The sequence below is a fragment of the Faecalicatena faecalis genome, assembly GCF_012524165.2.
GTDB lineage: Bacteria > Bacillota > Clostridia > Lachnospirales > Lachnospiraceae > Faecalicatena_A > Faecalicatena_A faecalis.
Genome location: NZ_JABACJ020000013.1, coordinates 73,733 through 94,691, shown reverse-complemented (window position 1 = coordinate 94,691; position 20,959 = coordinate 73,733). Strand labels below are relative to the sequence as shown.

General features: G+C 51.0%; 23 protein-coding genes. 22 read left to right on the top strand and 1 reads right to left on the bottom strand.

The genetic code is table 11. The annotated features are described in order from the left end of the window. The first annotated feature begins 16 nt into the window (after nt 1-16). From HGO97_RS13940 to HGO97_RS13835, 22 genes are all read left to right on the top strand, one after another. Nucleotides 17-1,345 (top strand): phage portal protein, encoded by a 1,329-nt coding sequence (locus tag HGO97_RS13940; RefSeq protein WP_216242880.1) that lies wholly within the window; start codon nt 17-19, stop codon nt 1,343-1,345. Next, on the top strand, nt 1,342-2,070 hold the full coding sequence (locus tag HGO97_RS13935) for a head maturation protease, ClpP-related (RefSeq protein ID WP_216242807.1): 729 nt from the start codon (nt 1,342-1,344) through the stop codon (nt 2,068-2,070). The genes HGO97_RS13940 and HGO97_RS13935 overlap by 4 nt, the downstream gene beginning before the upstream one ends. A gap of 15 nt (nt 2,071-2,085) precedes the next feature. Further along, complete coding sequence (locus tag HGO97_RS13930) at nt 2,086-3,321, top strand: phage major capsid protein (RefSeq protein WP_009242871.1); 1,236 nt, start codon at nt 2,086-2,088, stop codon at nt 3,319-3,321. Between the two features lie 19 nt (nt 3,322-3,340). Next, nucleotides 3,341-3,676, top strand: a complete 336-nt coding sequence (locus tag HGO97_RS13925) for a head-tail connector protein (RefSeq protein ID WP_009242872.1) — start codon at nt 3,341-3,343, stop codon at nt 3,674-3,676. Beyond that, entirely contained in the window at nt 3,673-4,005 is a 333-nt protein-coding gene (locus tag HGO97_RS13920) for a phage head closure protein (protein ID WP_216242805.1), read from the top strand. Before HGO97_RS13925 ends, HGO97_RS13920 begins: the two co-directional genes overlap by 4 nt. Beyond that, nucleotides 4,002-4,388, top strand: a complete 387-nt coding sequence (locus HGO97_RS13915; RefSeq protein ID WP_216242802.1) for an HK97 gp10 family phage protein — start codon at nt 4,002-4,004, stop codon at nt 4,386-4,388. Before HGO97_RS13920 ends, HGO97_RS13915 begins: the two co-directional genes overlap by 4 nt. After that, nucleotides 4,385-4,711: a hypothetical protein gene (locus HGO97_RS13910; protein WP_216242800.1), complete on the top strand. Its 327-nt coding sequence runs from the start codon at nt 4,385-4,387 to the stop codon at nt 4,709-4,711. Before HGO97_RS13915 ends, HGO97_RS13910 begins: the two co-directional genes overlap by 4 nt. Before the next feature lie 5 nt (nt 4,712-4,716). After that, nucleotides 4,717-5,301, top strand: coding sequence for a major tail protein (locus HGO97_RS13905; protein WP_009242876.1), 585 nt, complete (start codon nt 4,717-4,719; stop codon nt 5,299-5,301). Nucleotides 5,302-5,312: 11 nt separating this feature from the next. Further along, the gene (locus HGO97_RS13900; protein WP_216242798.1) at nt 5,313-5,690 is read left to right on the top strand and encodes a hypothetical protein; all 378 of its coding nucleotides are present in this window, start codon (nt 5,313-5,315) and stop codon (nt 5,688-5,690) included. Then, nucleotides 5,687-5,851, top strand: a complete 165-nt coding sequence (locus HGO97_RS13895) for a hypothetical protein (protein WP_022117859.1) — start codon at nt 5,687-5,689, stop codon at nt 5,849-5,851. The genes HGO97_RS13900 and HGO97_RS13895 overlap by 4 nt, the downstream gene beginning before the upstream one ends. Nucleotides 5,852-5,869: 18 nt before the next feature. Beyond that, a complete protein-coding gene (locus HGO97_RS13890) occupies nt 5,870-8,590 on the top strand; it encodes a phage tail tape measure protein (protein ID WP_216242796.1) in 2,721 nt (906 codons plus the stop codon). Between the two features lies 1 nt (nt 8,591). Continuing rightward, nucleotides 8,592-9,371, top strand: a complete 780-nt coding sequence (locus HGO97_RS13885; RefSeq protein WP_009242880.1) for a distal tail protein Dit — start codon at nt 8,592-8,594, stop codon at nt 9,369-9,371. 6 nt (nt 9,372-9,377) lie between these two features. Continuing rightward, nucleotides 9,378-11,900 (top strand): phage tail spike protein, encoded by a 2,523-nt coding sequence (locus tag HGO97_RS13880; RefSeq protein WP_216242794.1) that lies wholly within the window; start codon nt 9,378-9,380, stop codon nt 11,898-11,900. Between the two features lie 13 nt (nt 11,901-11,913). Next, entirely contained in the window at nt 11,914-12,105 is a 192-nt protein-coding gene (locus HGO97_RS13875; protein WP_022117855.1) for a hypothetical protein, read from the top strand. After that, nucleotides 12,106-12,684, top strand: a complete 579-nt coding sequence (locus HGO97_RS13870) for a hypothetical protein (RefSeq protein ID WP_216242792.1) — start codon at nt 12,106-12,108, stop codon at nt 12,682-12,684. It begins immediately after the preceding gene. A 29-nt stretch (nt 12,685-12,713) separates the two neighbouring features. Continuing rightward, nucleotides 12,714-15,152, top strand: coding sequence for a glycosyl hydrolase family 18 protein (locus HGO97_RS13865; RefSeq protein WP_216242878.1), 2,439 nt, complete (start codon nt 12,714-12,716; stop codon nt 15,150-15,152). 79 nt (nt 15,153-15,231) lie between these two features. Next, nucleotides 15,232-15,645, top strand: a complete 414-nt coding sequence (locus tag HGO97_RS13860) for a phage holin family protein (RefSeq protein ID WP_195389650.1) — start codon at nt 15,232-15,234, stop codon at nt 15,643-15,645. Nucleotide 15,646: 1 nt separating this feature from the next. Further along, nucleotides 15,647-16,618: a GH25 family lysozyme gene (locus HGO97_RS13855; RefSeq protein WP_216242790.1), complete on the top strand. Its 972-nt coding sequence runs from the start codon at nt 15,647-15,649 to the stop codon at nt 16,616-16,618. Between the two features lie 117 nt (nt 16,619-16,735). Beyond that, entirely contained in the window at nt 16,736-16,942 is a 207-nt protein-coding gene (locus HGO97_RS13850; protein WP_006291492.1) for an SHOCT domain-containing protein, read from the top strand. A 52-nt stretch (nt 16,943-16,994) separates the two neighbouring features. Beyond that, nucleotides 16,995-18,554, top strand: coding sequence for a recombinase family protein (locus HGO97_RS13845; RefSeq protein ID WP_216242778.1), 1,560 nt, complete (start codon nt 16,995-16,997; stop codon nt 18,552-18,554). A 4-nt stretch (nt 18,555-18,558) separates the two neighbouring features. Beyond that, complete coding sequence (locus HGO97_RS13840) at nt 18,559-18,975, top strand: integrase (RefSeq protein ID WP_009242888.1); 417 nt, start codon at nt 18,559-18,561, stop codon at nt 18,973-18,975. Further along, the gene (locus tag HGO97_RS13835; RefSeq protein ID WP_216242777.1) at nt 18,975-20,543 is read left to right on the top strand and encodes a recombinase family protein; all 1,569 of its coding nucleotides are present in this window, start codon (nt 18,975-18,977) and stop codon (nt 20,541-20,543) included. Before HGO97_RS13840 ends, HGO97_RS13835 begins: the two co-directional genes overlap by 1 nt. Nucleotides 20,544-20,604: 61 nt before the next feature. Here HGO97_RS13835 and HGO97_RS13830 read toward each other — a convergent pair whose 3' ends face one another. Beyond that, nucleotides 20,605-20,955, bottom strand: coding sequence for a thioredoxin family protein (locus HGO97_RS13830; RefSeq protein WP_152354811.1), 351 nt, complete (start codon nt 20,953-20,955; stop codon nt 20,605-20,607). Nucleotides 20,956-20,959 lie beyond the last annotated feature (4 nt).

Genomic DNA, 20,959 nt, shown 5'->3' with positions numbered 1-20,959 from the left:
AAGGCAGGTGATCAATATGAGCATATTTTCAGGACTGTTTCGTTCAAGAGATAAGCCTACCAATTCAACAACCGGAAGCTCCTACCGCTTCTTCTTCGGCGGCACGACCTCCGGCAAGGCTGTAACGGAACGCTCCGCCATGCAGATGACGGCGGTCTACTCCTGCGTGAGGATTTTGTCCGAGGCGATTGCAGGCCTGCCGATTCACCTCTATCGATACGACGAAGGCGGCAGCAAGGAAAAAGCGATAAATCATCCGCTCTACTTCCTGCTTCACGATGAGCCAAATCCGGAAATGACATCCTTTGTATTCCGGGAAACATTGATGACGCACCTACTCCTGTGGGGAAATGCCTACGCGCAGATCATTCGGAACGGCAAAGGTGAAGTGGTCGCGCTCTATCCTTTGATGCCAAATCGTATGACGGTCAACCGTGATGAAAACGGAGAGCTTTATTACGAATACCAAACATCACAGGATGAGGCGCACACGATGAACGGCAGCCGCGTAAGGCTCCAGCCGTCCGACGTACTGCATGTTCCCGGCCTTGGCTTTGACGGCCTTGTGGGCTACAGCCCGATTGCTATGGCTAAGAATGCCATCGGCATGGCAATAGCCTGCGAAGAATACGGCGCTAAGTTTTTTGCAAACGGCGCGACTCCCGGCGGTATCTTGGAGCATCCCGGTGTGGTAAAAGATCCGGAGCGTGTAAGAGAAAGCTGGAACTCTGCTTTCGGCGGCAGCTCTAATGCAAACAAGGTGGCTGTGCTGGAGGAAGGCATGAAATATACGCCTATCTCCATCTCACCGGAACAGGCGCAGTTTTTGGAAACACGTAAGTTCCAGATCAATGAAATCGCACGTATCTTCCGCATCCCGCCTCACATGATCGGCGATCTTGAGAAATCGAGTTTCTCAAATATCGAGCAACAGTCGCTGGAATTTGTGAAATACACGCTCGACCCGTGGGTATGTCGCTGGGAACAGTCCATGCAGAGAGCCCTGCTCTCTCCGGATGAAAAGAAAAACTACTTCTTCAAATTCAACGTGGACGGTCTGCTCAGAGGCGACTACCAGAGCCGCATGAACGGCTATGCGGTCGGACGCCAAAATGGCTGGATGTCCGCTAACGATATCAGGGAGCTTGAAAACCTCGACCGTATTCCAGAGGAGGAAGGCGGCGACCTGTACCTGATCAATGGCAATATGACCAAGCTCAAGGACGCAGGTATTTTTGCGGCCTCAGCACAGACGCAGGAGGAAGCTGATGAAACGAAGGAAACACAAACCAAACCGGAACCCGAAGACGGGCGCACCCGGTTCAGAAAGAAGGAGGCACTATGACCAGAAAGTTTTGGAACTGGGTGCGAAACGAGGAGCCGGACAGCTTTGGCTCCGACCGAACGCTCTACCTCGACGGGGAAATTTCCGATGAGACATGGTTCGGCGACGAAGTAACACCCAAGCTATTTAGTGATGAACTGCATGCAGGCGATGGAAACATCACCCTCTGGATCAACTCTCCGGGCGGTGATGTTTTTGCTGCTGCGCAGATCTACAACATGCTGATGGATTACCCACATGATGTGACGGTCAAAATTGATGCTCTTGCTGCTTCGGCGGCATCGGTTATCGCTATGGCCGGAACAAAGGTCTGCATGAGTCCCGCGGCCATGATGATGGTACACAACCCTGCAACCATCGCCATCGGTGATACCGAGGAAATGCAGAAAGCCATCGACATGTTAAACGAAGTCAAGGAATCCATTATGAATGCCTACGAAATCAAGTCTGGGCTCTCCCGTCACAAGATTTCACAGCTCATGGATGCCGAGACATGGATGAACGCCAAAGAAGCCGTGAAGCTCGGCTTCGCTGACGAGATTCTGTTCAGGGATGGAGAAAAATCCGTCCCTGAGGATACGGCTGACGCGGAGATGCTTTTCTCCCGCAAGGCCGTCACTGATTCGCTGCTTTCCCGACTGATTCCTAAGAAAAAGCCGGAAGCAAATAAACACATGGTACCAGTAACCGATCTTGAGAAGCGCCTTTCGCTTCTCGCACATTAAAGGAGGATTTTTATTATGACTCAGATTATGGAACTCATGGACAAGAGAGCGAAGGCATGGGAGGCCGCTAAGGCGTTTCTTAATAGCCACTCTCAGAACGGCGGCATGGTTTCTGCGGAGGATGCTGCAACCTACGACAAGATGGAAAAGGAAGTCACCGACCTCACCAAGGATATCGAGCGCCTGCAGCGTCAGGAGCAGATCGACAAGATGATGAGCGCACCGACTTCTACTCCGCTCACCGGAAAGCCCGGTGTAAAGGATGAACCGGAAGATAAGCCCGGCAGAGCTTCTGCAGCCTATAAAAAGGCCTTCTGGGACAACATCCGTCATCCCGGCAATCCCGCAATCCGCGATGTACTTGAGGAAGGAACCGATGCAAACGGCGGATACCTTGTTCCGATTGAATTCGAGCACACCCTTGTTCAGGCGCTCAACGAAAACAATATCATGCGTACTATCGGCTGCAAGGTCATTACCACACAGAACGAGCGCAAGATCCCTGTGGCAAATGGTCACACGCAGGCGGCGTGGACTGCCGAGAACGGTGCCTACACCGAGAGCAATCCGACCTTCGCGCAGACCAGCATTGACGCTTTTAAGCTGACTGACCTCATCAAGGTGTCCGACGAGCTGCTTTCCGACAGCTTCTTTGATATCGAAGGCTACATCTCTGAGGAATTCGGTCGCGCCTTCGGTGAAGCTGAAGAAGATGCCTTCATCAACGGTGCTGTGCAGACCGGCCAGACGGCTATCGACAGACCTACTGGCCTGTTCATTCCTTCTGCCGCTGGTGGTGCTCCTTCCGGCGTAACCGCAGCTTCCGCTACGGCAATTACCGCCGATGAGCTGATCAGCCTTGTGTACTCTCTCAAGGCACCGTATCGCAGCAAGGCGAAGTTCCTCATGAATGATGCCACTGTCGCAGCTATCAGAAAGCTCAAGGATCTGAACGGCGTCTATGTATGGCAGCCTGCTCTTACTGCCGGAGAGCCTGATAGACTGCTTGGCTATCCGCTCTACACCTCTCCTAAGGTACCTACAATGGCCGCAGGTGCAAGAGCCATCGCATTCGGCGACTTCTCCTGCTACTGGATCGCTGATAGAGCCGGTCGCACAATCAAGCGCCTCAACGAGCTTTACGCTACCAACGGTCAGGTCGGCTTTACCTGCACGGAACGTGTTGACGGCAAGCTGATCCTTTCCGAAGGCATCAAGATTCTTGACATGAAGGCAACTTCCGGTTCTTAAGGCAAGGAGGTGAACGACCGTGGCTTTGATTTCAACTGAAGATGCGAAGGCCTATCTGCGCGTAGATTCGTCGGATGAGGATGCCACGGTCGGTATCCTCTTGGCCTCCGCAATTCGCTTATGTATTGATATTGCAAGACTTACGGATGATCAGTGGGAAGTGATCGACTCCGATGCTGCTTCTTCTGATGAATATACCGAAGCGGAGCTGTCTGCAATCCGGGAAACCATGAAGGTCGCTATCCTCTATACCTGTGCCTATCTCTTTGAGCACAGGGAGGAAGCCGACCACCATGCTCTTACCATGACACTACGCTCACTTCTTTTTGCAATACGGGAAGGAGCGTTTTCATGAATATAGCGGCTATGAGGGTGCGCGTCACTTTCCAGAAAAATACGGTCATCGTCGACAAATACGGAAACCACAAAACCGGCTGGGCAGATTATTTCTCCTGCTGGGCGACTGTCGGCACAAGCTCCGGTTCCGAATCTTCCAGTGTAGTCATCAATCCGGAGGAATCGCTGGACTTCACCTGCCGCTACTGCTCTGAGCTCGCGAATGTGGAATCGACAAAATACCGGATCATCGCGGAAGGCCACACCTACAACATCACCTATGTGAATCCAATGGGCTATAAGCATAACAGCCTGAAATTCAACTGCAAGCTGGAGAAGAACGCATGAGTAGAAATATATCAATAAACGAGATGGGCGATGCCATTATGGAGGAGCTCGAAAAATATTCAAAGCTCGCCACAGATGACATGAAGGCCGCTGTGAAAGAAACGGCTGCTTCCGTCCGTAAGGATATTCAGGCAGGCGCTCCAGTCGATACCGGCAAATACAAGAAAAGCTGGTCAGTCAAGAATATGCATGAGGATTCACAGAGTATTGACCTCGTAGTGCATTCGAGGAACCGCTATCAGCTGGCACACCTTCTGGAGCATGGGCATGTGAAACGTGGCGGCGGACGTGTTCCGGCACAGCCTCATATCGCCTCAGCCGAGGAGCGCGGAAACGAAAAGCTCGTCAATACCATCAAGCAGAAGTTGGGAGGTGGATCATGACATACGACGATGTAATCACCATGTTAGAGGGAGCCGGTCTGCCGCTTGCCTACGACCATTTTGCCGAAGGCGAGTCACCAGACCCACCCTTCCTCATTTTTCTTTATCCGGGCTCTGACAATATGTTCGCGGATGACACCGTGTTCAAGAAAATTGATGAACTGAACATCGAATTATACACGGATGTAAAAGACCCGGAAACAGAAACCCAGATCGAGGACATCTTAATTGCCCACGACCTGCCTTATGAGAAATCTGAGGTATGGATCGAGTCGGAGAAGTTGTACGAGGTCTTATATCAAACACAGATCATAGGAGGTTAAAAACTATGCCTAACACGAGTAACAAGGTCAAGTTCGGCCTTAAAAACTGCCACTACGCCATTGCTACGCTTGCCGCTGACGGCACTGTCACCTTTGGTACACCCGTAGCAATGCCCGGTGCCGTATCCCTTTCGCTGGATGCTGAGGGAGATAATGATCCATTTTATGCGGACGACTCCGTATATTACATGGTTTCAAACAACAACGGATATTCCGGCGACTTTGAACTGGCGCTGATCCCGGAGAGCTTTCTTACGGATGTCATGCACGAGACTGAGGATGCAAACGGCGTCATTGTTGAGAACAAGGATGTAGAGCCGGAGCATTTTGCGCTGCTCTTTGAGTTTTCCGGCGACCAGAGAAAGATCCGCCACTGCATGTATTACTGCAGCGCGACCCGTCCTTCCGTCACCGGCAGCACCAAGGAGGACTCTACCGAGGTGCAGACGGAGACGCTCTCCATCACAGCTTCTCCGCTCCCTTCCGGCATTGTGAAGGTCAAAACCGGTACGAACACTACAAGCGCTGTTTACGACGCTTGGTACAGCTCTGTATATGAGCCGAGTGCTTCAGTAAGTAGCGGTGAATAAGGAGGCGCGATATGGCAGTAACAAAAACAATCGAGGTTGACGGCAAAGAGGTGCAGTTCCGTGCCTCAGCCGCCATTCCTCGCCTTTACAGAAATAAGTTCCACAGGGATATTTACAAGGATTTAAACGAGCTGCAGAAAGGCATCGATGAAAGCAACGCAGAAAGCTCCAGTCTGGACACTTTCAGTCTGGAGCTTTTTGAGAACATCGCATGGCTGATGGCAAAGCATCAGAATCCTGATGTCCCGGATACTCCGGAGGACTGGCTCGACCAGTTCAACACCTTCTCCATCTATGAAATCCTGCCCCAGATCATCGAACTGTGGGGACTGAATGTGGAACAGCAGGTGGAATCTAAAAAAAACATCATCCGACAGAGCGGGAAATGACAACCCCGCTCTTTTTACTCCGGTGCGTGCAGATCGGGCTTTCCATCTCGGAGCTTGATCTGCTCACCATCGGAACTGTCAATGACATGTACGCAGAAATGAGCAACGACGATTTCAACTATCCTGCGCTCGCGACACAGGAGCAGATGGATCGATTTTAACAGGAAGGAGGTCATCGCATGGCTGACAGAATACAAGGCATAACCGTGGAAATCGGCGGCGATACGACCGGCCTTTCCAAAGCCCTCTCCGGCGTAAACAAAGAAATCAAATCAACTCAGTCGCAGCTAAAGGACGTCAACAAACTCCTAAAGCTCGACCCGACAAATACCGCGCTGCTCGAACAGAAACAGAAGCTCCTACAACAGGCAGTCTCCGAAACGAAGGAAAAGCTCACACAGCTGAAGTCCGTGCAAGACCAGATGGATGCTGGACTTAAAAACGGTACCGTCACCCAGCAGCAATATGATGCATGGCAGCGTGAGATCATAGAGACCGAAAACGAGCTCAAAAACCTCGAACAGCAGTGTCGGGAAACAGATACTTCTATCACGGCAACACTCCGGGCGACCGGCTCTAAACTGCAGGAGGTCGGCGGGAAAATATCTGATGTCGGCACGAGCCTATCGACGCATGTAACGGCTCCCATTGTCGCCATCGGTGCTGCCTCCATTGCTGCCTTTAACGAGGTGGATGCTGGCCTTGACATCGTTGCACAGAAAACTGGTGCTACCGGCGATGAGCTGGAGGATATGTGCCAGATCGTAAAAGACCTCGCCACGGAGATACCGACGGACTTCGAAACTGCCGGTGCTGCTGTCGGCGAGGTCAACACCCGTTTCGGCCTGACTGGGCAGGCGCTGGATGACCTCTCGGCAAAATTCATCAAGTTTGCCCAGCTCAATGATACCGATGTTTCGACATCTATCGACAATGTATCCTCCGTCATGAACGCCTTCGGCATGGACGCTTCCGAGGCAGATAATCTTCTGGATGCCTTAAATGCCACCGGTCAGGCCACCGGCATTGATATGGATACACTGGCAAACGCCCTCTCCTCTAATGCCGCACAGCTGAAGGAAATGGGACTCACCGCCCAGCAGGCCGCTGGCTTTATGGGCATGGTGGAAATGTCAGGTCTTGATACCTCTGCCGCTATGATGGGCTTAAAGACAGCCATGAAGAATGCAACGGCAGACGGCAAAACGCTGGATCAGGCACTTGCGGAATTCTCCACTACCATGCAGGGAAGCGGAAGCGATGCAGAAAAGCTGCAGGCGGCCTATGACCTCTTCGGAAGTAAGGCCGGTGCCTCCATTTATAATGCCGTGCAGACCGGAAAGCTCAACCTGTCGGATTTCTCCGGCTTCCTCGGAGATTTTGAAGGCAGTGTCGAGAATACCTTCAATGAGACACTCGACCCGATTGACCAGTTTCAGATGACCATGAACTCTCTGAAGGAAACCGGTGCGGAGGTCGGCAACTCCCTGATGTCAGTTCTCGCTCCTGTCCTTAAAGAGCTCTCTGACAAGCTGAAATCCCTCGCCGAATGGTGGAACAACCTCGGAGAGCCTATGCAGCAGATGATCGTAAAAATTGCGCTCGTGGCTGCTGCAATCGGGCCGGTACTTATAATCGTCGGCAAAGTTATATCCGCTGTTGGTACCATTATGACGATTATTCCTACTGTTACCACTGCTATGGCCGGAGTAAAGACGGCGATGGCTGGTCTGAATGCTGTCATGGCGGCAAATCCGATAGGCCTGATCATTACGGCCATCGGCCTGCTGGTAGCTGCGTTTATCTACCTGTGGAACAACTGCGAAGGCTTCAGAGAATTCTGGATCAACCTCTGGGAAAAGGTCAAGGAGATTGCCATTACTGTATGGACGGCGATCAAGGACTTCTTCGTCAGTGTCTGGGAGGCAATAAAGAACACCTTCACCACTGTGGCAAATGCAATCAGCAGTTTTCTTACCACAGCTTGGAATACGATAAAAAGCACGGTCGAAACCGTGATGAATGCCATAAAGACGGTTATCTCTACGATCTGGAATGGCATCAAGAGCTTTTTTGAAACAATATTCAATGCAATCAAAACTGTAGTGACCACTTACTTCAATATCTATAAGACGATCATCGAAACCGTCCTGAACGTGATAAAGACCGTGGTTACTACTGTTTGGAACGCGATAAAAACAGCTGTTGAAACTGTCGTGAACGCCATAAAGACGGTCATCACCACCGCATGGAATGCCATCAAGACTACGACCTCTACGATTTTCAATGCCGTTAAGAGCGTGGTCACTTCCGTTTGGAACGGCATAAAGAGCGCGGTCATGAATGTAGTTAATACCATGAAGTCCGGCATCAGCAACGGCTTCAATGCGATCAAGAGCACGGTGTCCAATATCGTAAATGGGATCAAGAGTACCATCTCGAATGTGTTCAATACCATCTGGAACACGGTATCCGGCATCGTAAACAAGCTAAAGAGCGTATTCAATTTCAGCTGGAGCCTGCCGAAGATCAAGCTGCCGCATTTCTCCATCACAGGCAGCTTTTCGCTGAACCCGCCATCCATACCGCACTTTTCTGTGGACTGGTATAAGAAGGCGATGTCCGGCGGCATGATCTTAAAGGATGCGACCATCTTCGGACAGAGCGGAGGCACGCTTCTTGGCGGCGGTGAGGCCGGTGACGAAGCTGTGGTCGGTGTGAGCTCGCTGCGCTCCATGATTCAGGATGCAGTAAGCAGCGCTACCCTCAGTGTTTCAGGCGACCAGCCTCTCATCAATATCGAGGAGATGAGCGTCAGAAGCGACGACGATATCCGGAAGATTTCTCAGCAGCTCAATACTCTGCTGACTGCCGGACGCAGGGCGAAAGGACTGGTGTAATATGGGATTTTCATTTAACGGAACAACCTCCCAGTCTATGGGACTTGCGACAAGAATTACAAACGAATACCGTATGCCGGATCTTAGAAACAACACGATCACCATGCCCGGACGACACGGTGTATTTGATTTTGGAGAAACGGTATCCGAGCGAAAGATACTGATTTCCTGCTTCATTCCTCCGGGAAAGACAGATGAGCAGTTTCTTTCAAAAAAGGACGACATTATCGAATGGCTGAATCCGGACAACGGCCTCTGCCAGCTCATTCTGGACAAGGAACCGGGACGAGTGTATGAAGCAAGGCTTACGTCCGGATTCTCCTTTGACCGGGCAGTCCGTAATTCCTGCACCTTTGATCTGGAATTTTTCTGCCCAGACCCTTATGGCTATGCCATATCAGACGAGACCTTTGATTTTGCGGAAACCGGAACCTTTACCGCGTCTCGCGCTCTTGGGAATATCGAGTCCTACCCGGTCTACTCCTTAACGGGTGTAATTCCTTCCGGGACGGACTCGTATATCTCCATAACCACAAACGGCAGCGAGCTTCAGATCATTGGACGGCTTGCCGCCGGAGAAACATTGATTATTGACTCCGATCTGATGACGGCAAAAGTAGTTGATTCTAATGGAGAAACCCTCCGAAACGGTCTCCCGCTTTTGTCGGAGCTGAATTTCCCGGTCTTAAATACGGGAGATAACACCATCGTGATTGCTGCGGTCGGTACAAGTACAACATTTACGGAACTGAACATTCAAGCCAGAAGCCGCTGGAGGTGATATTGCATGGCTCTTAAAAATATATTGAATACCCAAGATGCCTTCACCGGCGAGTTCCCGGCTGCATGGGCTCCCGACGGTCTCTGGCGTTTTAACGAGTCCGAACCGGATGCAGATGATTATCTGGCGGATTCCTCCGGGAAGGATCGTAAGGCATATATTCATAACTGGAGCGGAACAACCGCAGATATGAAAACAGGCAATTTCGGTCGCTATTTTCAGATGAACATCAATAATCCTTCATCGGAGAAAACCTACCTGAAAGTAGAAAATGACGGCAGCATCTTCTCAAGCCTCGGTGAAACCATCGTGGTCGGCGGCTGGATGAAGCCCACGACATATTCAGTCGGCAACACCTATACTCCGATCCTAAATACCCGCTATGGTTCCGGACAGCCGATTTTCTATCTGTCGCTGATCAGAGGAAAACCGAGGATTATGCTGTATAACTCCTCCGGTTCTCTGATCCTCGATACGTCGGTAACGCCATCATTCTCTTTGCTAAACGGTTACTGGTATTTTATCGCCTGTGTGATCAAGCCAAATGCCAAGACAGCGCAGTACATCCTTGGCGATAAAAGCTCCGGCACGGTTTGGCAGTCAAGTGTGCTGACCTTTACCGGAGAGCTGAACCGTAGCTGTGTGGCTGACCTCATCTGGGGAATGCACGCAGACTCCTACTGGTATGCAGGCGGCTTTGATGATTGGTTCCTCGACTGTGATTCTGATCTAACTGCCGATGACCTTGCAGAATATTTTCTGGAATCGCTCTCCGCAAACGGTGCAGATCTGACCGGTGATGTGGACGCTCTGACGACACCGGATGTCGTTACGCTTCGAGCTACAGACTCTGTCTATCCGTCAAGCGGACAGCTCATTACTGCAGCAAGGGACTGTGGCGTGACTGGTAACGGCAGAGTTTCTGTTAAGGCAGATTACTCTCCGGGAGAGACCTCTATCTCGCTTGTGGAAACAGCCACCTCAGATGACCTCTCCACTTGGACAGAGTGGCAGGCTGTCGGTGCAAACGGCGAGCTGGAATCTCCTGCAAAGAAATACATCAAGTACCGCGTCACGCTTTCTACCACAAATACAGCAAGGACTCCTACGCTGACATCTATCAGTCTGTACGATAATCCAAAGCCTCTCTATACCAAACTTGGCTATGCAAGACCGGTCATTCTGGACTCAGACGGGAATGTGGAAGCTGTGTTGGATAACGCCTATGACATCATAGTGACCAGTGAGATCAACGGCGTGGATGAGCTGGAATTTAAGCTGCCGTTTCAGGACAGCAAACGCGCCTATATTGATAACGAAAAGACCGTGCGTATTGTCAGCGACACCTATCGCATCCGCACGATTACGGACGACAAGGAAGAAAGCGGCAAGGCCATCACAACGGTCTATGCGGAAGCGGCATTCTATGACCTTGCCTACTCCGTAAAAAAGGACGAGATTACCTTTAACGCAGACACGGCTGATGTGCCGATGGCTTATGCCCTGCAGGGTACCGACTGGGATGTGGGCACGGTTAATGTCTCCACAAAGCGTACTTGGACTTGCTCTGAGAAAAACGCGCTGGCAATTTTGCGTGCAGTACAGAACATTCACGGCGGCGACCTGATTTTTGATAACGCAAACAGGATCGTGAAGCTCCTAACCTTCTCCGGTGAGGATTCCGGCGTACTGTTCTGCTACAAGAAAAACATGAAATCCATCCAACGCGTCATTGATACGACCAGCCTGATTACAAGGCTTTACGCCTATGGCAAGGACGGCATGACCTTTGCTTCGATCAATGGCGGCAACGAATATGTGCAGGACACAACCTATACTTCCGAAATACGAATTGCTACGCTGGATTGCTCGAACTTCACCAATCCATATCAGATGCTGGAATATGCCAACATGCGACTTGCAGACTATGCCTCTCCGCGTATCTCCTATGTGCTAAAGGCGATGGATCTGTCAGTATTGACCGGCTATGAACATGAAACATGGGCGCTGGGCGATACGGTCATGGTGAAGGATGATGACCTGAACCTGTCTGTAAAGACCAGAATCGTCCGTAGGGAATACAACCTGCAGGAGCCTTGGAATACGGTGCTGGAGCTTTCCACTACCCTCCGGGAACTGGGCGATTCCTCCTCACGCTGGGATAGCGCAGCCGATACGCTGGAGTCTACCGATCTGATAGACAGTCAGGAAATGAAGGATCTGGTGCCGTTTAATCACCTGCGTAATTCCAGAGCAGATTCCGGTCTTAGCTACTGGCAAAACTCCGGATTTACCGTGGATGCAGATAATGGCGTATCCGGCACGGCTTCCTTCAAATGCGAAGGTGCGCTGAATACCACAAAGAGTCTTTCACAGACCATAACGCCCGCCAACAGGCAGTGTTATACCTTTTCGGCGCAGATTGCCTCTGAGAATCTCTCAAAAGGTACGAATGGACAGGTGGGCATTGAGGTGACCTTTGAATACGAGGACGGAACAACGGAAACACGATTTATAGACCTGATCTGAAGGAGGGATTTCTATGGCTTCATTTACACACGTGGCACAGGATGTCTCTCCTCAGTATGGCCGCGTCACAAAGATCACCATCCGGGTATGCGTGACCGACTGCACCGGTACAGTCTATATCACAGACATGCTCCTGCAGGGCGGCTCCATCGCCACTGGCTGGGTAGGTCATGTATCAGAAATTCAATGGACGGAGGATGGATAAATGCCGGAGTTTACACGCTTTACAGAGACAATAACAAAAAAACAGGATAAGCGCGTCGTAAACATCACGGTAAAGCCCACCGTCATAGATTGCACCGGTTCGGTCTGGTTTACCGACCTGATGCTGCAGGAAGGCGATAAAGTCACGGGCTTTGTCATCAACACCGAAACACTTCTGGAAAAATACGATGGCGATGATGCTACAGACGGAAAGAAGTTTTATAACGGTATCGTCCGTTCCGCTGCTACCTGTGTCATCTTTAATCTCGGCTCCACTGCTGCCGGTCTTGACTACAAGGTCTATCCGATTCAGGCGATGGCTGCCGGGAGTATATCGCTTGCGCTGGGTGAAGGTGCTCATAAGGCAATTTTCAAAGCAGCGGCTGCTGCCGGTGATGAATTTGACCTTTTTGCCTCTACAAGGGAGTGCCTAAAGAACGGCTCTGCAACATCCAAGGACGGCTTTTTTCAATACTCTGCTGCTGGTGACAGCAAGCACCCAATTACTGTGGCAGATAAAAAGTCTGCACGCATCTATGTTGAGTTTCAGGAAATGCAGGACGGAGGTGATGCCCTGTGAGTTATGATTATTTGAAAGGCCGCAAGTGCATGGTCTGGACATTCATGGGCAATTCCAGAATGTATCAGGCACTTGCCGCATATGGAGACCGCCTCTCGCAGGTAGGTCTCTTTTCTTTTAAGGTATCGCGCACCGGTGTCATCACAGAAAGCGGTGTGGCCATCTCCAATATGCTGACCTACATCAACCGATGGCCGCACATCAAATGGCTGCTGACGATATCCAACGATGGCACGAACAGTATCTTTGCAGCTCTCCGAGATAACACCGACGGCGCTCAGGATACCTTCCTTTCGGAGATCGTCCGCATTATGGAAAAATACCCGTGGTGCGACGGAATCGACATCGACCTTGAGAAAGGCGACGGATATTCCACGCACGCTGCCTCTACGGCGATGTTTCGGAATATCTATAACACAGTAAAAGGATATGACAGCAGCAAGCTCATGAACATATGCCTGCCGGGTATGAATTCCATCAACGGCTCGGTCGGAGGTGAAAACTGGTGCGTTTACGGCGATCTCAACGCTTACTGTGATACGGCGGCCATCATGAGCTATGGCATGGCGTGGGCGGGCTCTGCTCCCGGAGCCGTCTCTCCAAGGGACTGGTTGGAGGGCATTTACGACTATGCGGTCACAGTCATGAACCCGGAGAAGATATTCTTCGGCCTTCCTGCATACGGCTGGAACTGGCAGATTTATGACCTTCCTGCAAACCTTGGTAAAACCTATCGCGGCACGTCAAACACCTACTATGCGGCAAAAAACTGGATGACCGGTCAGTATAACTTTACAGACGATGCTCCTCCACAGCCATTCATCCCGATCCTCGCATATTGGGATGACTACGATATGGTGCCTTGGGCGCTTCCGCAGGTCTACGACTTCATGGAAGGCAGAGACGCCACAAGCTATGAGTATCCTCTGATGAACGGAACCTATAACAGGCGGCATTACCTGACGGCTTACAGCAAAGAACAACACACAGAGTTCGGCACCATCTATGTGGATGCGGATGGAACGACAAGCTCCTACTCCGGCATTGTATCCTTTGAAAATGGTGTGGCCACTCTCGGTGACGCTGGCTCTGCCACATATACCTTTTCCGTATCAAGCGCCGGAACCTACGACATCGCCATCCGACTTTGCTATCCCTTCTGGGATAAAAACGGTATCTATGTTTCGATTGACGGTAATCAGACGCATTTTACGGAAAGCAGGCTCTGGTGGCCATATTGGAGAAGCACCTTCTGGACGACGCTCGCCAGCAGCATTTCACTATCTGCCGGGACGCACACCATCGTGATATCTGTAGATGTAAAAGGAGTACAGTTTTACGGCTACCGTGTTTGCAGCAGCTTTTCGGAGGCTCCCTCTGCAGGCACTGCGACCTTTACGCTTTCTCCTCGCCACTTTATCGACGTGGACGGCAACGAGTGTCAGCCGGATAGAGCCTTCAAGCTCACCTGTGAAATGCTGAGGCGAAAGCCGGATTCTGCCCTCATCTGGTATGAGGATTTCCGGGACTACGGTGTGCTGCAAACAAACTACTGGACGACGCTTTCAGGCTCTTGGACGGTATGGCGCGAGGATGAATATTCCGAAAGCCGCGTCTACTCCCAGCTTGACGGCTCCGGAAAGCTCGCATGGCAATACGACGGCTTTTCCGATATTCACCTGCGAGCAAGGCTGGCTTTTCCAGCGACAGGAAGTGGCAAGGCCGGAGTATTCTGCGGTGATCTGTTCTGCTGCCTGAATTATGATTCTCAAGCTGTGGAGCTTTATAACGGCAGCACGCTCCTTGGCAGCTACAGCCAGACCATAGAACGAACAACAAATGCCGACCTTCGTAACAATCCATCCATGTACACGGTCGAAATGCGTATCCGTGGAAACAAGGTGCGTGTCTATTCCGGTTCTTCCTATACGCTTCGCTTCACTGCTACGGTCAGCGGCTTTTCCGGAGGCTATGCCGGATACCGATCAGATAACCGGACGGTCTGCGAGCTGCTCCGCCTTGGCGATGCATGGACTTACGAGCCCTACGAGCGCTTTGATGTTACCTTCCCGGATGGCACAGTTACGCAGTATGGAAGGATCAGCCGGTCGAACGCCACATGGGATACGGAATTTCAGGTGTTTACGCTGACCTCGGATATCGAGGAGGATGCGACACGCAGCGAGAGCATTTCTCTGGATTATGAGTTCTACCACTCCCATGAGCTTGCCCTGACCTGTGGCAACGATTATACGGTGACCATCACGCCAAAGGACATCGACATCTGGATATCAAGGCTCTTTCTCGGTGATGCTGACGGATTTTCCATCCTCTACTATCAAGACGTGGATTCGCTCGTTTACTGGGCAAATGAAGCGGCCTACCGCTGGGGAGTGAGAGGCTTTGCCATGTGGTCGCTGGGACAGGAGGATATGCGGCTCTGGGAAGCGCTGCCAAAACAGATATAACTTCATACACGGATACAGTTCATGAGGCTGTCTGCAAAATGCAGGCGGCTTTTATTTTGCACAAAGGAGGGATTTTCTCATGAAAGAATTCTGGAACACGATCCAACTGGTATTTGCCGCTGTCGGAGGATGGCTTGGTTATTTCTTAGGCGGCTGTGACGGGCTCTTGATTGCGCTGGTGATCTTTGTGACCTGCGACTACCTTACCGGCATCATGTGTGCCATTGCCGACAAAAAGCTCTCAAGCGAGGTCGGCTTTAAGGGAATCTGCCGCAAGGTGCTGATCTTCCTGCTGGTAGGCATCGGAAACGTCATTGATGTTCAGGTACTCGGCCATCCGGGAGTGCTCCGCACGGCGATCATCTTCTTCTACCTGTCCAATGAAGGCCTGTCACTGACGGAGAACGCAGCACATCTCGGCCTGCCGGTACCGGAGAAATTAAAGGAGGTCTTGGAGCAGCTCCACGACCGTCACGATGAGGAGGAAAAATAATATGACGAGAAAAGGAATCGACGTCAGTCATTGGCAGGGAACCATTGACTGGAATAAAGTCAAAAAGGCCGGTATCGAGTTTGCCATCATCAAAGCTGGCGGCTCCGATGCCGGTTTTTATACGGACAGCAAATGGGAAGCAAATTACAAAGGTGCGAAGGCTGCCGGTATCCCAATCGGTGCTTATTACTTTGTCGGAAAGGACTGCGTGACTGCTGCCGCCGGAAAAGCAGACGCTGAGCGCTTCCTGCAAATCCTGAAGGGCAAGCAGCTGGAATACCCGGTCTATATGGATAACGAGGCACAGCCCGCTTCTGCCAAAGCCGGAATCACTGAGGCCACCATTGCTTTCTGTGAAACTATGGAAGATGCCGGTTACTTCGTCGGGATCTATGGCTCCGCTGTTTCCGGTTTCAAAGAACGCATGGATGACACGAAGCTCACGCCCTACGCCCACTGGGTAGCGCAGTATGCCAGCAAATGCTCCTATAAAGGCGACTACGGCATCTGGCAGTATTCTTCCAAGGGCTCTGTTGACGGCATCAGTGGTAATGTGGATATGGACTACGCCTATGTTGATTATCCTGCCATTATCCAGAACGGCGGCTTCAACGGCTTTACAAAGGCTGTGTCCGATGACAGCAAGCCTGCCACTCCTGCTCCGGTCACTCCGGCAAAGACCGTAGATGAGCTGGCGCAGGAGGTGCTGGACGGCAAATGGGGAAACGGAACTGACCGCAAAGAACGCCTCACCGCTGCCGGATATGACTATTCTGCCGTACAGGCAAAGGTCAATGCTCTGGTAAAAACACAGGAATCCACTCCGGTCTACTACACCGTAAAAAGCGGCGATACCCTCTCCGGGATTGCTAAGAAATACGGCACCACGGTTTCCGCTATCCAGAAGCTCAACCCGACGCTTATCAAAAACGTCAACCTCATTCTGACCGGCTGGAAGATCAGAGCGAAATAACTGAATATCCAATCTGCTATGCCTGCGAGTGTTCTTCGGAATGCCCGCAGGCTTTTTTTATTTTCCTCCGCTCAAAAAGGCAGTTCATCTCCAGTGGAAACTGGAGGTGGATATGTTATGACAGACGAAATCACAAATGTTCAATCTGGATATTTCACGCAGGAGCGGATTCAGGGCGATCTGGACTACCGCAGAGCACAGACAATCGCAAAGAAGATGCTCGATGACGGCCTCATTTCTGTGGCTGAATTTAACAAATTAACCGCCATCAATCGCGAAACTTTCTCTCCCTTGTTCGCGGAAATAATGCCGAAAATCCCTTGATATGTAGTCGCTTTAGAGTGATGTATAGACGTACGGAAAGGAGGGACTTCCCTTGAAAAAAGTCACGAAAATCGCAGAAACAGCGAGCTCGAAAGTTAAACTCAAGAAGATCAGGGTAGCCGCCTACTGCCGCGTCTCTACGGATTCCGATGCCCAGCTTGAAAGCCTTGAGGCACAGAAAACCCACTACGAAAATTACATCACATCTCGTGATGACTGGGAGTTCGCTGGACTCTATTACGACGAAGGCATTACTGGCACCAAGAAGGACAAGCGCCCGGAGCTCCTACGACTCATTGACGACTGCAAGGCCGGTAAAGTGGACTTTGTTATCACAAAATCCATCAGCCGCTTCAGCCGGAACACAACGGACTGCTTAGAACTGGTAAGAAAACTGCTCGCCCTGCACATTCCGATTTATTTCGAGAAGGAAAATATCAACACCGGCTCAATGGAGAGCGAGCTGTTTCTGGCAATTCTCTCCAGCATGGCCGAAGGCGAGTCTGTTTCCATATCAGAAAACAGCAAGTGGTCAATCCAGAAACGCTTTGAGAGCGGCACCTATAAAGTCAGCTACCCACCCTACGGCTACGATTGGGATGGCGAGCAGATGGTAATTAATCCGGAGCAGGCGGCTGTGGTAAAAGAAATCTTCGCAGCGCTGCTCTCCGGAAAAGGCACCCACGCCATCGCGGATGACCTGAACCGGCGCGGCATTCCTACCAAGCGAAACGGACGCTGGACAGCCACAACCATTCGCGGGATGCTCTCCAATGAGAAGTATGTCGGCGACTGCCTTTTCCAGAAAACGTACTCGGATTCACGCTTTGTCCGGCACAACAATCACGGCGAGCAGACACAGTACATGGTCAAGGATCATCACGAGGCAATCATCAGCCGGGAGGACTTTGAAGCTGCTCACGCTTTTATTCACCAGCGGGCAACGGAAAAAGGTGTCGTCAAAGGGAGCGACAAATACCAGAATCGCTACACCTTCTCCGGGAAGATCATCTGCGGCGAGTGCGGCGATACCTTTAAGCGCCGGATACACAGCTGCACAGGATACAAATACACCGCATGGTGCTGCAGTACCCACATCAAGGATAAAGATAAATGCCACATGCTTTTTGTAAAAGACGATGATCTGAAGCAGGCTTTCGTCACCATGATGAACAAGCTGGTCTACGCGCACAGGATCATCCTAAAACCATATGTGGACGCATTGAAAAACACTTCGTCTGATGACTCGCTTCGGCGCATTCAGGAAATACAGACCCTACTGGCGCAGAACACAGAAAAGCGCGAGACGCTGACAAAGCTCATGACACAGGGCATCATCGACCCGATCCTTTTTAACAAAGAAACGAATGAGCTGCTTTCGCAGGCTGACAGTTTCCGGGATGAGATCAACGCCTTAAAAAACGCTGTTTCCGGAGATGTAACAAAGGTCACAGCAGCCACAGCGCTTCTGCACTTTACAGAAAAAGGTGGAATACTTCAGGAATTCGATGATGACCTGTTTAATGAATATGTGACCCGCATCATTGTCCGCTCCAGAAATGAAGTGCGCTTTGAACTGAAATGCGGTCTGACGCTTCGAGAAAGGATGTGAATACATGGGACATACACCCTACGGCTACAGCATTGAAAACGGCTGCGCCACGATTAAAGAGGATGAAGCCAATAAAATACGAAAGCTCTATGAGAATTACCTCTCCGGGATGGCACTGGCCAAGGCTGCTGCCGCTGCTGGCATTGAAACCTACCACGGCACGGCAAAGCGCCTGATGGAAAACAGGCACTACCTCGGAGATGACTTTTACCCGGCTATCATTGATCAGGAAACCTACGATAAAGCTGCCGCCATTCGATTTGAACGCGCCGGGAAACTTGGCAGGCTGAACAGGAAAAAGAGTGTAAAACCCGCAGCGTCTCCTACCGGCTTTCGCATGGCTGCGGCAGAGCAACACTATGAAGATCCGAGGCTGCAGGCAGAATACCTCTACAGCCTCATTGAAAGCGAGGTAAGCTAATGGGAAATGTAATGGTGATTCCGGCCAGAAGGCAGGTCGGAAATACAGTAAAGCAATCAGCGCAGAAAAAACTCCGTGTTGCAGCCTACTGCCGCGTCAGCACGGATTCCGAAGAACAGGAAACAAGCTACGAGGCTCAGGTCACGCACTACACCGAGTACATTCAAAAGAATCCAGAATGGGAGCTGGCGGGCATATTTGCAGACGACGGTATCTCCGGCACCAACACAAAAAAGCGTGATGAATTCAATCGAATGATCGACGAGTGCATGGCTGGTAACATCGACATGGTCATCACCAAGTCCATCAGCCGATTTGCTCGAAACACTCTCGACTGCCTGCAATACATCCGGCAGCTGAAGGATAAGAACATACCTGTTTATTTTGAGAAGGAAGCCATCAACACGCTGGACGCTAAGGGCGAGGTGCTGATCACGATTATGGCGAGCCTTGCCCAGCAGGAAAGCCAGTCAATGAGCCAGAACATCAAACTGGGACTGCAGTACCGCTACCAGCAAGGTAAGGTGCAGGTCAATCACAATCGATTCCTCGGATACACCAAGGATGAAAATGGGCACCTGATCATTGATCCGGAGCAGGCAGAAATCGTAAAGCGCATCTACCGGGAATACCTCGAAGGCTCCAGCATGGATAAAATCGCCGACGGGCTTATGGCTGACGGTATCCTCACCGGCGCTGGCAAGACAAAATGGCACACCAGCACCATCAACAAGATTCTCCGCAACGAGAAATACATGGGTGACGCACTCCTGCAAAAGACCTACACCACAGACTTCCTGACAAAGAAGCGCATCAAGAACAACGGCACCGTTCCTCAATACTACGTCGAGGGCGACCATGAAGCGATCATTCCGAAAGAGCTCTTCATGCAGGTGCAGGCGGAGCTTGTCCGTCGCCGGGTAGTCCACGTCAGCCCGACCGGCAAGAAACGCAGCTTCTCCTGCAATCACTGTTTTGCACAGATGGTTTTCTGCGGAGACTGCGGTGAGCTTTACAGGCGCGTTCACTGGAACAACCACGGCTGCAAGTCCATCGTCTGGCGCTGTATCAGCCGCTTGGAACCGACCTCGGCTGAAAAGAACTGCACCAACCGGACGGTTAACGAGCTCCTGTTGCAGGAAGTCACGGTCAATGCCTTCCATCAGATTCTTACTGAACGAGACTTTTTCCTGAAAACCTTACAGCAGAACATCGCCAAGGCCGTGGTTAACGCTGACATTCTCTCACCGGACGGCATTCAGGCACGGCTGGAGGAACTTCAAAAAGAGCTCATCAAGAAGGCAAATAACAAACAGGACTATGACGCCATCGCTGATGAGATTTTCCGGCTCCGTGACCAGAAAGAACAATCAGAGCTCGACAGCCACCACCGGGAAGAAGCCATGAACCGGATCAAGGAGCTGCAGGACTTCATCGCTGGTCAGGAAACCGACATCACAGAGTTTGATGAGGCTCTGGTCAAAAAACTCATCGAGAAGATCACCGTCTTCAACGACCACTTCACCGTGGAATTCAAGTCCGGCATCACAATCGACATTGAAGCATAAAAAGGCTCCTCGCCGCCGACGCATTTGCCGGTAGTGAGGAGCCTTTATCTCTTCTGAATGATCAGCCTAACAACTTTTCAACTTCTCCCGGCTTTAGCACTTTACCGACAGATACGATTTTATCATTAACAAGGAGTGCAGGCATACTCATAACACCATAGCTCATTACCTTCTCCATATCGGTGATGTACTCTACCTCAACATTCAATCCAAGATTCTCAACAGCTTTCTTGGCATTCTCATACTGTTCGTGACATGACTTGCAACCCGCACCAAGAACTTTGATGCAGCAAACGCCATCAATCTTTTCTCCGCAGCAGGGAGTAGATTCAGCCTTAACTTCTTCCGTCCCTCCGCAGCAACATGTGGGCTCCGCCTTGACTACTTCTTTTTTCTTACCAAACAGTGCCATGATC

Excerpts from the sequence above, each read along its gene's own strand:
- HGO97_RS13830 (WP_152354811.1), bottom strand. The coding sequence starts at position 20,955 with ATGGCACTGTTTGGTAAGAAAAAAGAAGTAGTCAAGGCGGAGCCCACA.
- HGO97_RS13850 (WP_006291492.1), top strand. The coding sequence starts at position 16,736 with ATGACAGACGAAATCACAAATGTTCAATCTGGATATTTCACGCAGGAG.
- HGO97_RS13920 (WP_216242805.1), top strand. The coding sequence starts at position 3,673 with ATGAATATAGCGGCTATGAGGGTGCGCGTCACTTTCCAGAAAAATACG.
- HGO97_RS13885 (WP_009242880.1), top strand. The coding sequence starts at position 8,592 with ATGGGATTTTCATTTAACGGAACAACCTCCCAGTCTATGGGACTTGCG.
- HGO97_RS13860 (WP_195389650.1), top strand. The coding sequence starts at position 15,232 with ATGAAAGAATTCTGGAACACGATCCAACTGGTATTTGCCGCTGTCGGA.
- HGO97_RS13935 (WP_216242807.1), top strand. The coding sequence starts at position 1,342 with ATGACCAGAAAGTTTTGGAACTGGGTGCGAAACGAGGAGCCGGACAGC.
- HGO97_RS13855 (WP_216242790.1), top strand. The coding sequence starts at position 15,647 with ATGACGAGAAAAGGAATCGACGTCAGTCATTGGCAGGGAACCATTGAC.
- HGO97_RS13900 (WP_216242798.1), top strand. The coding sequence starts at position 5,313 with ATGGCAGTAACAAAAACAATCGAGGTTGACGGCAAAGAGGTGCAGTTC.
- HGO97_RS13875 (WP_022117855.1), top strand. The coding sequence starts at position 11,914 with ATGGCTTCATTTACACACGTGGCACAGGATGTCTCTCCTCAGTATGGC.
- HGO97_RS13880 (WP_216242794.1), top strand. The coding sequence starts at position 9,378 with ATGGCTCTTAAAAATATATTGAATACCCAAGATGCCTTCACCGGCGAG.
- HGO97_RS13940 (WP_216242880.1), top strand. The coding sequence starts at position 17 with ATGAGCATATTTTCAGGACTGTTTCGTTCAAGAGATAAGCCTACCAAT.
- HGO97_RS13870 (WP_216242792.1), top strand. The coding sequence starts at position 12,106 with ATGCCGGAGTTTACACGCTTTACAGAGACAATAACAAAAAAACAGGAT.
- HGO97_RS13905 (WP_009242876.1), top strand. The coding sequence starts at position 4,717 with ATGCCTAACACGAGTAACAAGGTCAAGTTCGGCCTTAAAAACTGCCAC.
- HGO97_RS13915 (WP_216242802.1), top strand. The coding sequence starts at position 4,002 with ATGAGTAGAAATATATCAATAAACGAGATGGGCGATGCCATTATGGAG.
- HGO97_RS13895 (WP_022117859.1), top strand. The coding sequence starts at position 5,687 with ATGACAACCCCGCTCTTTTTACTCCGGTGCGTGCAGATCGGGCTTTCC.
- HGO97_RS13910 (WP_216242800.1), top strand. The coding sequence starts at position 4,385 with ATGACATACGACGATGTAATCACCATGTTAGAGGGAGCCGGTCTGCCG.
- HGO97_RS13835 (WP_216242777.1), top strand. The coding sequence starts at position 18,975 with ATGGGAAATGTAATGGTGATTCCGGCCAGAAGGCAGGTCGGAAATACA.
- HGO97_RS13865 (WP_216242878.1), top strand. The coding sequence starts at position 12,714 with ATGGTCTGGACATTCATGGGCAATTCCAGAATGTATCAGGCACTTGCC.
- HGO97_RS13930 (WP_009242871.1), top strand. The coding sequence starts at position 2,086 with ATGACTCAGATTATGGAACTCATGGACAAGAGAGCGAAGGCATGGGAG.
- HGO97_RS13890 (WP_216242796.1), top strand. The coding sequence starts at position 5,870 with ATGGCTGACAGAATACAAGGCATAACCGTGGAAATCGGCGGCGATACG.
- HGO97_RS13840 (WP_009242888.1), top strand. The coding sequence starts at position 18,559 with ATGGGACATACACCCTACGGCTACAGCATTGAAAACGGCTGCGCCACG.